Source organism: Mammaliicoccus sp. J-M41, assembly GCF_022385935.1.
In the GTDB taxonomy this organism is placed as follows: domain Bacteria; phylum Bacillota; class Bacilli; order Staphylococcales; family Staphylococcaceae; genus Mammaliicoccus; species Mammaliicoccus sciuri_A.
Genome location: NZ_JAJNIR010000007.1, coordinates 50,821 through 63,932, shown reverse-complemented (window position 1 = coordinate 63,932; position 13,112 = coordinate 50,821). Strand labels below are relative to the sequence as shown.

At 32.4% G+C, this 13,112-nt stretch carries 17 protein-coding genes, 1 pseudogene and 1 riboswitch; of the genes and pseudogenes, 3 read left to right on the top strand and 15 right to left on the bottom strand.

What is annotated here, in order from left to right:
• Positions 1-81 precede the first annotated feature (81 nt).
• From LQ686_RS04480 to LQ686_RS04445, 8 genes are all read right to left on the bottom strand, one after another.
• A complete protein-coding gene (locus LQ686_RS04480; RefSeq protein ID WP_107565553.1) occupies positions 82-687 on the bottom strand; it encodes a short chain dehydrogenase in 606 nt (201 codons plus the stop codon).
• 130 nt (positions 688-817) lie between these two features.
• Positions 818-1,639, bottom strand: a complete 822-nt coding sequence (locus LQ686_RS04475) for a MetQ/NlpA family ABC transporter substrate-binding protein (protein ID WP_107591110.1) — start codon at positions 1,637-1,639, stop codon at positions 818-820.
• Positions 1,640-1,651: 12 nt separating this feature from the next.
• A complete protein-coding gene (locus LQ686_RS04470; RefSeq protein ID WP_025904371.1) occupies positions 1,652-2,347 on the bottom strand; it encodes a methionine ABC transporter permease in 696 nt (231 codons plus the stop codon).
• Entirely contained in the window at positions 2,340-3,365 is a 1,026-nt protein-coding gene (locus LQ686_RS04465) for a methionine ABC transporter ATP-binding protein (protein ID WP_025904370.1), read from the bottom strand. Before LQ686_RS04465 ends, LQ686_RS04470 begins: the two co-directional genes overlap by 8 nt.
• 76 nt (positions 3,366-3,441) lie before the next feature.
• Positions 3,442-3,548: riboswitch (SAM riboswitch) on the bottom strand.
• Between the two features lie 29 nt (positions 3,549-3,577).
• Positions 3,578-3,901 (bottom strand): thioredoxin family protein, encoded by a 324-nt coding sequence (locus LQ686_RS04460; protein WP_107565555.1) that lies wholly within the window; start codon positions 3,899-3,901, stop codon positions 3,578-3,580.
• Positions 3,858-4,262, bottom strand: a complete 405-nt coding sequence (locus LQ686_RS04455; protein WP_107565556.1) for a toprim domain-containing protein — start codon at positions 4,260-4,262, stop codon at positions 3,858-3,860. Before LQ686_RS04455 ends, LQ686_RS04460 begins: the two co-directional genes overlap by 44 nt.
• A 103-nt stretch (positions 4,263-4,365) precedes the next feature.
• Positions 4,366-4,746 (bottom strand): glycine cleavage system protein GcvH, encoded by a 381-nt coding sequence (gcvH, locus tag LQ686_RS04450; RefSeq protein WP_025904367.1) that lies wholly within the window; start codon positions 4,744-4,746, stop codon positions 4,366-4,368.
• Positions 4,747-4,813: 67 nt separating this feature from the next.
• Positions 4,814-5,167 carry an arsenate reductase family protein gene (locus tag LQ686_RS04445; RefSeq protein WP_025904366.1) on the bottom strand — a complete coding sequence of 118 codons (354 nt, stop codon included), beginning with the start codon at positions 5,165-5,167 and terminating at the stop codon, positions 4,814-4,816.
• Between the two features lie 141 nt (positions 5,168-5,308).
• Between LQ686_RS04445 and LQ686_RS04440 the strand changes: the two genes are divergently transcribed.
• Positions 5,309-5,629: a thioredoxin family protein gene (locus tag LQ686_RS04440; protein WP_037588811.1), complete on the top strand. Its 321-nt coding sequence runs from the start codon at positions 5,309-5,311 to the stop codon at positions 5,627-5,629.
• A gap of 51 nt (positions 5,630-5,680) precedes the next feature.
• Here LQ686_RS04440 and LQ686_RS04435 read toward each other — a convergent pair whose 3' ends face one another.
• The 3 genes from LQ686_RS04435 to LQ686_RS04425 form a co-directional block, all read right to left on the bottom strand.
• On the bottom strand, positions 5,681-6,220 hold the full coding sequence (locus tag LQ686_RS04435) for a nitroreductase family protein (protein ID WP_107565557.1): 540 nt from the start codon (positions 6,218-6,220) through the stop codon (positions 5,681-5,683).
• 128 nt (positions 6,221-6,348) lie between these two features.
• Positions 6,349-7,086, bottom strand: a complete 738-nt coding sequence (aroD, locus tag LQ686_RS04430; protein WP_239733192.1) for a type I 3-dehydroquinate dehydratase — start codon at positions 7,084-7,086, stop codon at positions 6,349-6,351.
• A gap of 112 nt (positions 7,087-7,198) precedes the next feature.
• Positions 7,199-7,612, bottom strand: coding sequence for a universal stress protein (locus tag LQ686_RS04425; RefSeq protein ID WP_025904362.1), 414 nt, complete (start codon positions 7,610-7,612; stop codon positions 7,199-7,201).
• A 271-nt stretch (positions 7,613-7,883) separates the two neighbouring features.
• Here LQ686_RS04425 and LQ686_RS04420 point away from each other — a divergent pair, with 271 nt between their 5' ends.
• Positions 7,884-8,666, top strand: coding sequence for a DUF4352 domain-containing protein (locus tag LQ686_RS04420; protein WP_107565559.1), 783 nt, complete (start codon positions 7,884-7,886; stop codon positions 8,664-8,666).
• Positions 8,667-8,735: 69 nt separating this feature from the next.
• On the opposite strand, the gene LQ686_RS04415 is transcribed toward LQ686_RS04420, so the two are convergent.
• Positions 8,736-8,918: a CsbD family protein gene (locus LQ686_RS04415; RefSeq protein WP_037588806.1), complete on the bottom strand. Its 183-nt coding sequence runs from the start codon at positions 8,916-8,918 to the stop codon at positions 8,736-8,738.
• Between the two features lie 81 nt (positions 8,919-8,999).
• Positions 9,000-9,968 (bottom strand): DMT family transporter, encoded by a 969-nt coding sequence (locus LQ686_RS04410; protein WP_107565560.1) that lies wholly within the window; start codon positions 9,966-9,968, stop codon positions 9,000-9,002.
• A 139-nt stretch (positions 9,969-10,107) separates the two neighbouring features.
• Here LQ686_RS04410 and LQ686_RS04405 point away from each other — a divergent pair, with 139 nt between their 5' ends.
• Positions 10,108-10,524 carry an organic hydroperoxide resistance protein gene (locus LQ686_RS04405; protein WP_025904358.1) on the top strand — a complete coding sequence of 139 codons (417 nt, stop codon included), beginning with the start codon at positions 10,108-10,110 and terminating at the stop codon, positions 10,522-10,524.
• Between the two features lie 57 nt (positions 10,525-10,581).
• Here LQ686_RS04405 and LQ686_RS04400 read toward each other — a convergent pair.
• Together LQ686_RS04400 and LQ686_RS04395 are read right to left on the bottom strand one after the other, a co-directional pair.
• Positions 10,582-11,983, bottom strand: a pseudogene (locus LQ686_RS04400) (MFS transporter).
• A 196-nt stretch (positions 11,984-12,179) separates the two neighbouring features.
• The gene (locus LQ686_RS04395; protein WP_025904356.1) at positions 12,180-13,112 is read right to left on the bottom strand and encodes a nucleoside hydrolase; all 933 of its coding nucleotides are present in this window, start codon (positions 13,110-13,112) and stop codon (positions 12,180-12,182) included.

The window sequence follows — 13,112 nt, the reverse complement described above, 5'->3', positions numbered from 1 at the left end:
TCCCCATATTTCATCTCTACTAAAACAAAAAGCAGTCGACTCTCCATTTACAAAGGGAGATCGACTGCTTTTTCTTAAATATTATTCATAAACTCGGTATGTTTGACCGGAATGAATACCTTCTACACTTTTCAAGTATGCTTTAGCGGCTTTTTTAGCTGGGACTGCTTGATAACCTTTAAAGAAATCACCATAATCTTCGAGTGCTTCTTCAATTACATTTGGACTTACATTATTAATTCTTAAATCACGTTTTAATTCATATGCAGCTGATTTCACAAATGCTTGAATACCACCACCAGCCATTGCTGATGATACGCCACCTTTGATTGGTTCGTCCATAATAACACCAGTTGTTAATGTGAAACTTCCACCATCATTAATATAATGTTGTCCGATCAGTACTAAGTTGATTTGTCCAAGTAATTTACTTGTAACAGCAACTTCATTTGATTCAGGTGTTAAGTCAGATAAATCATCAAAATTCGCTGCACCTGCAGTAGAAACAACTGCATCTACATTTTGAATTTGTTCAAACATTAATTTAATATCTTCTACATTTGACATATCCATTTGATAGTCACCTGAGTTACGTCCAACTTTCACAACTTCATGTCCGTTTGACGCAAGTTCTTCTGCCACTGCTGAACCAATAATACCATTAGCACCAACTAATATAATCTTCATAATTTACTACCTTTTCGATTAATTAAATAAATTTTATCTATAAATGAAAGCATACACAAACATAATGCCCAAAGATGAGTAATAATACAAAAAAACATCTAACCATATGGCTAGATGTTTTTTAAATTTCTTATTTAGCTGCGATTACAGCTCCGTCGTATTTCTTGTTAATGAAGTCTTTAATTTCTTTAGATTGTAAGACTTTCATTAAAGCTTTAATTTGTTTGTCATCTTTATGACCTTTTTGAACTGCAATTAGGTTTGCGTATGGTGAATCTTTTCCTTCTACTGCAATTGAATCTTTAAGTGGATTTAATCCTTGTTCGATTGCAAAGTTAGAGTTGATGATTGTAGCGTCACCTTCATCTGCTTGATAAGATTTAGGTAAAAATTCTGCTGATTGTTTATTGTTGAATTTAATGTTTTTCTTGTTTTCTACGATGTCATCAAATGTTGCGTCAACTGGTTTAACACCGTCTTTGATTTTGATTAATCCTTCTTTAACGAAGAATGAGATGAATCTACCTTCTTCTGCTGGATTGTTTGATACATAAACTGTTGCATTTTTTGGTAAGTCAGATAATTTTTTATATTTCTTAGAGTAAACTGCCATTGGCTCTAAATGTACGTTACCTGCTGATTCAATTTTATATCCTTTTTCTTTTGATTCAGTTTTTAAGTATGGTGTATGTTGGAAGAAGTTTGCATCAAGTTCACCTTTGTCTAATAATTTGTTAGGTGTTGTGTAATCATTGATTGTCTTGATTTCTAAGTCATAACCTTCTTTTTTAAGAAGTGGTTTAGCTTCTTCTAAAATTTCAGCATGAGGTGCTGGTGATGCACCAATTTTAATTGTTTCGTTCTTTTCTTTCTTGTCGCCACTACCGCCACCACAAGCTACTAGCACGACTGCTAAAATCGAAATAAATAATAACCCAAATACTTTTTTCATTTAAAACACTCCTTAACGTTTATCAATTCTTTTTACAATTAAATCTCCAATAAATTGGATAACAAAAACAATAATTAAAATAAAGATTGTTGAAATTAAAATGACGTCATTTTGATTTCGTGTAAATCCAGTTAGGTAAGCTAAGTTACCTAAACCACCTGCACCAATTACACCGGCTATAGCAGTTGATCCAACTAAAGCAATAGCTGTAACTGTGATTCCCGATACTAAAGCAGGTAATGATTCTTTTATTAATACTTTTCGAACGACTGTCCAAGTAGTAGCACCCATTGAAACTGCCGCTTCAATAACACCTTTATCAATTTCTTTCATGCCGATTTCAACAAGTCGTGCATAAAATGGTGATGCACCAATAATCAATGCTGGTAAAGCGCCTTTAGGTCCACTAATTGTACCCAGTAAGATGTCCGTAAAAGGTAGTAATAATAATATTAAAATGATAAATGGAATGGCTCTAAATAAGTTCACGACAAATGAAACGATTGAATAGAACACACGTGAACTTTTCGATGTTCCTCTTGATGTTAAAAATAGTAAAGTTCCTAAGATTAGTCCAAATACTAAAGTAAATACTGTAGAAATAATCGTCATATATAACGTTTCATACAATGCTTCCCATACAGCATCCCATCGTACGTTAGGCATCGTGACCATTTCTGTAATGATATCTCCAAATGATTTATTCACCTACGTTCACCTCTACTTTCACGCCTAGATTATTCAATTCTTGCTTAATTGCTTCTTTAGAATAATCTCCTTGAGGTAAATGAACGATCATATGTCCAAATGTACCGTTTTGAGTTAATTTAACGTCACCTTCGATAACGTTAATATCGATATTATAAGTTTTTATAATTTTCGCTAATACTGGATCAGAACTTGTTCCACCAACGAAGTTTAATTTCCAAATTTCACCATTTGGTTGTTCTTTCTTAAAGTCTTGTAAAGTTCTTTGTAAATCATCTGCTTTAAGATCATCTTTAACAAATCGTTGTGTAACATAAGTTTGAGGGTTATTAAATACGTTAATAACTTCTCCCTCTTCAACAAACTTACCATTTTCCATGACTGCTACATGGTCACAAATTTTTCTAATGACATGCATTTCATGTGTAATCAGTATGATTGTTAAATCCAGTTCTTTATTAATATCTACTAACAAATCTAATATTTCATCAGTAGTTTGCGGATCGAGTGCACTTGTTGCTTCGTCACATAATAAGACATGTGGGTCATTTGCTAGTGCACGGGCAATACCTACTCTTTGTTTTTGCCCTCCTGATAGTTGTGAAGGATAGGCATTTTCGCGTCCTTCTAAACCAACTCTTTTGATGAGTGCTTTTGTTCTCTCATCAATCTCACTTTTAGATACACCAGCGATTTCTAATGGAAATGCGATGTTATCTTTAACTGTTCTAGACCAAAGTAAGTTGAAATGTTGGAAAATCATGCTTACTTTTTGTCTTTTTAATCTAAGGTCTTGTTTCGATAATTGTCCAATGTTTGCACCGTCAACAATTACCTCTCCCTCAGTAGGTGTTTCTAGGCCGTTAAACATACGTATAAGTGTGCTTTTACCTGCACCAGAAAATCCAATTACACCATATATACTTCCTTTATCTATTTTTAAGTCAACATGGTCAACAGCTGTTATGTCACCTTTTTTTGTTTTGAAAGTTTTAACAACTTTATTTAACTCGATCAAATCTGTTGCCTCCTAATCTCTAAATTAAAAACGCCTCACTCTTAAAATAAGAGAAAGGCGTCAAAAATTTGTCTTTCTCTCATCTCCAAAAGTTAACACTTTTTGTGAATTGGCACCATTTCATATTGATATGACGGTTGCCGGGCTTCAAAGGGCACATCCCTCCACCACTCTTGATAAGAGTTATTACGTATTTAATTAAATTCATACTATCATGATAAGTTTTTATCGTCAATAACTTTTTGAATATTCTCTAATATATACGGAACAGACTGAAAGGCATAGATTCGACGGATAACTTGATCTTTATGCATGATAAAAAGTACGGGTACTGACATGATTTCAAATTCTTTACAGAATTCTGGATAAAAATTTAAGTCACACTTATTAATAGGTAATTGTGACACATCGTTTGCAATATCTAACATGCGTTCTGATATTTTGCACGTTCCACATGTTGGCGTATATCCAAATAATAAATGGATATCTTTATCAAAATGCTTGTATATATCGTTCAATATTTCTGTGTGTTTCATGGTAACGATACTTCCCTTTCAATACAAAATCATTCTTAACTATAAATCCATGATAGTTTAACACATTCGCTAAATATTGTCTTGGACAGCGCGCTACTTCAGAAAATGTAGAATCAATATAAATATGCTGGCTTTCACTCACATATTTCTTAAACCATTTTCTAATTTTCTTACCTTCCTTATCTTGATCTACTAAGACATATACTTGAGAACCGTATATCTCTTCTAGTAGCTCATCCATTTTTTCGACACCCATCGTTCCATGGGTACAAATGATATGAACATGATCATTTAATACTTCTTCCACTCGTTTTTTATCAGAAATACCTTCTACGATTATAATCTTTTTAATCATCGCCATGAATATCACCTTCTACAAATGAGATAGTATTACTGTTCAGTTTCATGATAAATATTTTAAAAAAACTCCATGACACATCAGTATCGTGGAGTTTAATGTTATGTTATTCACCTATCATTTCGCTATAAGCGTCTGCATCTAATAATTCATCTAATTGAGCTTTATCAGATAGTTCAACTTTGACCATCCAAGCTTTATCATATGATGATTCATTAACAAACTCAGGGCTGTCTTCTAGTTCTTCGTTTACTTCAACGACTTTACCAGATAGTGGTGCATATAGTTCAGAAACTGTTTTAACAGATTCTACACTACCGAATGAATCTCCACTAGTTAATTCGTCACCTTCTTCTGGCAACTCAACAAAAACGATGTCCCCTAATTCTGATTGAGCAAAATCAGTAATACCGATTGTTACGATATCTCCATCTACTTTTACCCATTCATGTTCTTTTGAATATTTTAACTCACTAGGCACTGTCAAAGTAATCCCCTCCTATATGTAATTCAATTATAATCATGACATAAAGCCATTATTCAAGCAACTATTTTTATAACCAAGTTTGACGATATTCGTCTTCTTTAAATCCAAGTGTCACTTTATTTCCTAAAACGGCTAAAGGTCTTTTAATTAACATGCCATCAGATGCTAATAAATCAAACTTTTCATTGTCTGATAAATCATCCATTTTATCTTTTAATCCCAATTCGCGATATTTAGCGCCTCGAGTATTAAATAATTGATTAACATTGATGTCTGTCCCATCAATGATATCTTTTAATTCTTTAGCTGTTGGTGTTAATTGAGTAATATCAATCGGTTCAAAACTGGCACCGTTCATTTCTAAGAACTTTGCTGCTTTTTTACAAGTTGTACAATTAGGATATTGATAAAATTTTATCATGTCTTTACCTCCATATGTCTATTTAATTTCATTATAACAATATTAGTACAGAACATGTAGTAATGAGTTAAATATTTTTTTAAATATTAGAAATAAGATATACTTACCTTATAATCATTATTTCTAAGGAGCAGAATAAATATGAGAACAATAAGTCAATATGCTGAATTTGAAGAAATTACACAAAGCGATGAACCAGTTGTCGTTAAATTCTTCGCAGATTGGTGTCCAGATTGCACAAGAATGAATCAATGGATCGATCCAATCATCGATGAATACAATCAATACAATTGGTATCAAATCAATCGTGACCAAGTTCCAGAAGCAGCAACTGAAAATGATGTAATGGGAATCCCAAGTTTACTAGTATTTAAAAACAACGAAAAACTTGCACACTTACATTCAGCAAACGCAAAAACACCAGAAGATGTTAAAGCGTTCTTAGCTGAGAACTTAAAATAATCATATTAAAACCCACAATTGAGTATAAGAACTCAGTTGTGGGTTTTGTTATTACCATTCAGTGATTAATGATTTATTTTCTCTTTCGGCAGCTTTTACACTTGAGTCTTTTTCAGTTAAATATAAAAATCCACATACATCTTCATCATCCTGAGCGCCGACTGTTTTTCTAAATGATGGATTAAATATAAATGCGGGTGTTTTCCAACATGAACCCATTCCCTCGTCATGCATTAATAACATTAAATTCTGTACAAATGCGCCGATTGCCATTTGATTTTCAAGATTTTCTTTTTGTCTTGAGTCTCTTTTTGACAAGATGACAAACATGCCGCCAACTTTAGTCACTTTATTGATATATTTTTCTTGTTTAGCTGGATCGTTAACAAATGCTGATTGTGCAACTTCTTCTGCAAATTCAGGAATTTGTTTTTTATTGATATACACTAGTCTCCAAGGTTCTCTCATACCATGGTTTGGTGCGTATGTTGCTAAATCAACTAAAGAAAATACTTTTTCTTCGTCTATATACATATCATAATCATATTTTTTGACGCTTCTTCTTTCTTCAATCGCTTTCTTTAATTCCATTATTTACACTCCTAATTCATTGATAATTATTATCAATTGTATCATAAAATAAAGAAGCGAGATAGAAATCTAAAATTATCCTAAAGATTTCTACACTCGCTTCATCATTATTATGCTTAATACAGTGATTAATTTTGATATAAAGCTAACTGCTCTTTAATATCTTTAACATGAATTTGTCCTGGTGCCGCTTCTTTACCTACGAAACCATAAGTAAATTTAGATCCAAACATACCACCAGTTATTCTTGTCACCTTACCTAATTCACCCATAGATATACCAATTACATCAATATCTAACTTATGAAAAGCTCTATTCATAGCATTTAACATCGATAATAAATGACGTTCGTTCTGTGGCATCACAGCTAATTTACCAATATCTGCACCTAACTCTGCCATTTTCTCATATGTGACAAACATTTCTTCAACGTCAGGTGTTGATTTAAAGTCATGATGTGAAATAATAATTTTCACATCATTATGCTGAGCTTTCGTAATGCAGTTCATAAGATTATCTTCATACGTATCGAGTTGAATATCGACGTATTCAGCTTTCTTGTTACATATAATATCTTGCATGATTTTGTAATATGTTTCATGATCAAAGTCGCCATGACCACCTTGTCCTACTGAACGATAAGTGAACAGAATTGGCACATCATGATATGCACTTTTAAATTTCTCTAATGTTTCATTAATGTTTTCAATTGAAGTGTTTTTTAAAGTATCTGCTCTAAATTCAACAATATCTATTGAATCCTTATGAGCATTGAGTTCTTGCACAGTTTTTTCAATATCATCTTGAGTTTCTAATGAAATCGTTGCAACGATATACGGAAACGCTTTCTTTTGTTCATCAGTCATAGTCATTCCTCCAATATGCTTCTATTTTCATTTTACATGAGTCAAGGACTTTTTTCTATGAAACGATGCATGATGATTCAAGAAATCTATTACTTAAATCAATGTGTGCTTACTACTTCACAATTAATACAGGAATTTTAGCTCTTTTAGCGACTTTATGGCTGACACTTCCTAATACCATTTTATCTGTGTCTTCTGCTTTTCTATTACTCAACACAACGATATCAAAATCACCACTATTTGCTCTATGCACTAATTCTGTTTTAGGATTCCCTTTCGCAAATTCAATTTTATATTGAATGTTTTGCTCATGGAAATAATCTAAGACATGTTTCATAGCTTCTTGGCGTTTTTCTTGAATTTCATCTAAATGAACACCCATTCTTACTGAAGCTTGAAGGTCTTTATCAGCGACAACATTCAGTAATGTAACCTGAGAACCTTCTCCGACAAGGTGATTAATTTGTTCTAAAACCTTTTGATTTTTCATTTCTGTATCAATGCCAAACAAAATATTTTTATACATATTTATCACTCCTTTATAACTATATTACCCCTTTTTGCATAAAATTTACAAATATTCATATTCTACAAAATCATTAAATATTAAAGTACTATAAATTTTTTATAAATTTAATAATAAGCCTAGATTTATTTCCCAGTTTACTATAAACTAAAAATAATTAATAAATAACACAATTGTTTATCAATAGTTGAAAACTTTCACACAAGAATTTCGATTAAGTGGAAACAATAATTTTTTATTAAAATAAAGTAATGAATAAGGGGGAAATATTATGGCTAATTCTAATCAATCAGATCAGAATCCTTTTAATCAGAACACCTCAGAACAACAAAGTAATCCATTTAACGAAACAAATGGTAACAATCAGCAACAACAATCGGGAGACGGCAATGGCTCTAGTATGAAACCTTTGTTATTCGGCTGTGGTGGATGTTTAGTTATATTCATTATTTTAGCTGTTATTTTAGGTGCATGCGCTGCTGGTCCAATTAAAGACCAAATCGATGAGTTCACAAACAAAACAGAAGAAAATTCTACTGAAGAGAATTCAACAGAAGAAGAAACAACTGAGGAAGAAACGACTGAAGAGTCTACTACTGAAGAATCTACAACAGAAGAAAAAACAGATGAAGATGATAACGATTCATCTATTATCGATAGACAAACATCAGTTGGTAACGGGATTAGTGCAATCGGTACAAAGATTACAGTTGAAAGAGCTGAATTTGTTACTCCACCATCTGACGGTACTAAACCATTAAAAGATAAAATATTAAAAGTTAACTACAAACTTGAAAATATTAATAACTCTAGCTTAATCGTTGGAGATGCTAACTTCGGTGTTACTGCTGATGGAAGCAGAGTTTCAAAATACTATGGTATGAATGACAAAAATGATGGATTCTCATTCAGTCTAAAACCTGGAGAATCTGATACTGGTTATGTATACTACGATGTTCCTGAAGCGGATCAATATGACGTACAATTACAATTACGTTCATCTGATAAACGTTACAAAATGAAATGGGAAATCGATAAAGACGATGTAAAGTAAATAAAAAGCCATTAGACAGTCATCGTGTCTAATGGCTTTTCTTATGTTATCTGAGAAGTTAAAAATGTATTATTTCTTAAATTTATCGATAACTTCGTTCGCTTTATCTTTAACATTTTCTACTGCTTCTTTAGCTTTACCTGAAGCTTTATCTTTTTTACCTTCAGTTTCTAAGTCCTTGTTATCTGTTGCATTACCAACTGTTTCTTTAATGTTACCTTTTGCTTGTTCGAATTTGCTTTCATCAGCCATTTTATATCACCCTTCATTAAACTTTATTGAATGATTGACCATTCATGTATATTTCACCCTGTAAAAGGATTTTTAAACATCTCACTCCACGATTTTTTTGAAAATTTTACCAATAGAAATATGATCGATAAAACTATATATACACATACCTATTATAATGAGTGCTACCCCTATCATACTTAAACCATTTGGTAATGGTAAGCCTAGGAGAATCATTTCACCAATAATGGCAAATACAACTTCTAATGACTGTGTTGCTTCAACTGCTGCTAATTGTTCTTGGTTATCTTTCACAATATTTGTAGCATAGAAAAATAGAATTGTTGCGATGATGCCTGAAAATAGTGCGACGATAAATGCTTGTACAACTTGACTAGAAGAAGGTAATCCTTCTTTAAGTACGCCCACAATAAAAATGACTACCCAAATAGGCAATGTGACTAACGTCATACCAAATACACGTTCAATAGTACCGAGCTCACCGTTCACAACTTGCATCATTTTTCTATTTCCTAAAGGATAACTAAAAGCTGCAATTAAAATCGGTAAGAAACCTAATAAAAACAAATTCAATTTAATTTCACTTGCTTGAGGAATTTGGATAATGATAATACCGATAAACATAATGCTTGAAATCAATAAGGAACGCCATGGAATTTTATGTCTAACGATTGTTTCTTTACCATTTATAACAACTGTTTCTACAAATAATGGCGCGAGTATCATGCCGCAAATAATTGTTATTTGCCAAGTACCTGAAATCAACCACCCCGGACTATACTCTGCTGAAAAAGTTATCGGTACATAAAACAATACAAATCCAACTGCACTCCAAATGAACCAAGCCTTTTTCTCTTGTTGAATATGCTTTAAAACAAATTTTGTTCTTCCTTTGATTAATACAAACAAATATAAAAATGGCAGCATAAAAATAAAACGTAAAGAGGAACTGAAATACCAACTTCCGCCATCATTAGCCATCATATGATTAACGACAAATGTAACTGCAAAAAATAAAGCTGCCAAGACACCTATTAAGATTGCTTTCATGTTGTGACCTCTCTTATTTTGATAATGTATATTATTTCATATTTCCGACAATTTATATATGAAAATTTATAATTTATAAATGATTTAAAAAAATATATACGGGTAAACAGATAATATACTTTAAAGGAGGTATTTTTTTATGGCAACTCATTATGAAACAAAAGCTACAAACACAGGTGGACGTAAAGGTCATGTTTACACTGACGATAAAGCAATCGATGTAGATGTATTACCACCACAACAAGCAGATGGTAATGCCACTAATCCAGAACAACTTTTCGCAGCAGGTTATGCTTCATGCTTCAACGGTGCTTTTGATTTAATTTTAAAACAAAACAAAGTTCGTGATGCTGAACCAGAAGTTACGTTAACTGTTCGTTTAGTAGATGACGAAAATGCTGAAAGTCCTAAATTAGAAGTAGATATTGCCGCTAAAGTAAAAAACGTATCTCAAGAAGACGCAGAGAAATATTTAAAAGCAGCGCATGATTTCTGCCCATACTCTAAAGCAACACGTGGAAATATTGACGTGAATTTAGAAGTAGAAGCTGTTTAATTGAATATAAGTTACACAAATAAAGACTGAGACAAATTTTGTCTCAGTCCTTATTTTTTATGATTTATTTGGTTCTTCGTGATTCCACCATAATGCATCTTTCGGATTTTCATAAACTTCTTGTAAGTCTTCTTTATTATCTACATTAGGATAAGATCCTCTTAATGATTTATTAGACGTTGTCTTAAACATAAATAAGAAAATGACAAGTCCAACGACATTAATCAATGTTAAATAATAAGATGGTGCAATTTTTTGACCAGTTGTTTCAACTAAAGTTGTTAAAATAAATGGTGTTAAACCACCAAATATCGCTGCGCCAATATTATAAACAAGTGATAATGTTCTTAATCTCACTTTTGTATAGAAAATACTTGGTAATACAGATGGCATAACGCCTTCAAATGTAGACATAAACAGTGCAATGATAAATAGTCCTAAAATAACAATTGGTATTGAAGGAATACTCATTAACCAGAAGGCTAATACTGAGAATAAACTAAATCCTATTAATCCAAATAAAATGGTATTTTTATTTCCAACTTTATCACTGTACCAACCAAAGAAGAATACTGCTGGTATCATTGCTGCCATCGTTAACGTGCTTAATAAACTACTCATCGTACCACCTAAATCTAAAGTTCCATTTAAGAATGAAGGCATATATGATAATACCATGTAATTAGCAACGTTTAAGAAAGCTACACCTGCGAAACAAACAATGATATCTCTCCAATATTTTCTGAAGATATCTTTATAAGAGTATTCAAGCTCTTCTTGCTCTTCAAGTGTTGTTTCATAAGCTGGACTTTCATCTAAATTATTTCTTAAATAGACACCTATAATACCAAGAGGTGCAGCTATAATGAATGGGATTCTCCAGCCCCAAGCTGCCATTTGATCATCACTCAATAGTGCATACATAATCCCTACTAAAGCAGCAGCTAAAATACTACCTGATAAAGTTCCAATTTCAAGTCCACTACCAAGTCTGCCTCTCGTCTTATCTGGTGAAATTTCTGCAATATAAGTCATTGCACCGGCATACTCACCACCAGTAGAGAATGATTGAATCATTCTAATAATTAATAATAAAATTGGTGCCCAAATACCGATTTGGTGTTGTGTCGGTAATAGTCCTAAAGCAAGCGTAGATAATGCCATCATAATAATTGTAGTTGAAAGGACGACTTTACGACCATGTTTATCTCCTAAATGACTAAAGAATATACCACCAATCGGTCTTACTATAAATGCAAAAGCAAATACCGCAAATGTTGATGCAAGCTGAATTTCTTTAGGCATATTACCAAAGAAATTCATACTGATAATGACGGCTAGTTGAGCGTATAGACCGAAGTCAAACCACTCAATCGCATTACCAATACCTGTTGCAACGACCGTTTTTTTTCGTTTTACTGGCGTCGACAACATTAACGTTCTTTCTTTTAAATTTCATAATTATAAACACTCCCCATTTTGTCTATATAATCATATAACCTAATAAAATGGTTTTAATCAGAAAATTCACTATTTTATGAGTTGAACAGTGTTGAGCCCTATCATTATGCAATTTAAAATTTTAATTTTTTCATAAAAAAACTTCATTCAGCTCGCTATTTTATCCTAACGACACTGAATGAAGTGCTTATTTGTTATATTTTTTTAGCTAAATCTGTCATGTAATCAAAGAATCCATCTCTATCAACATCATTAATGATATTAATCATTCTTCCTTCATCACTTTTGAATGTTCTACCTTGACTAGGTCCATCTGTAATGACAGATACTTTATGTGATTCTTTCTTAACGAGTTCAGGTTTACCAACATATGCCGTTGTTAATACATCCCATAAGAAATAAGTTGAATTTGTTACAAAATGCGTTAATGGTGGCACAAGCGCATAACATATACCTAAGAAATCAACACCTTCATATTGTCTTTCATTCGCCCATCGTTTACGTACATCAGGTGTTAAAGGTACTTTATTCGTGCTTTCTAATGCTACAATATCAATCGGTAATTGTGTATCAAAAACAGTCTTCACTGCTTCTGGATCCCAAAAAGCATTCCATTCAGCTGTACCATCATGTTCAGGTTCTTCAACATTACCTTTATTCAGCAATGTACCACCCATCCATACAACTCTTTCAATACGACTTTCAATTCTTGGTTCAACTTTCAAACTTTTAGCTAAATCTGTTAACGGTCCCGTAAACAGCATTGTTACCTTTTCAGAACTATTCATTACCTTTTCAATGATATCTTCATATGCTTCTTTTTCAGAAATTGTAGAATTTACTTCAACATCTTCATTTAACATTGGCATCGCATCTACAAAGAAGGCGTGCATTCTCCAATCTTTAGGAAATGGATTTTTCCCTCTTTCTTTCGAAGCTGCAACATTTAGTTTTTGTGATGAAAATCGATTAATGATTTTACAAGAAGCGTTTGTTGCAGGTTCTACATAGCTATCTGCACCAATTGCACTTACACCTATCAAATTAACATCTTCCATTTGTAATAATAAAAATAATGAAATTAAATCATCTACGCCACCATCATGGTTGAAATATACTGTCGTCAT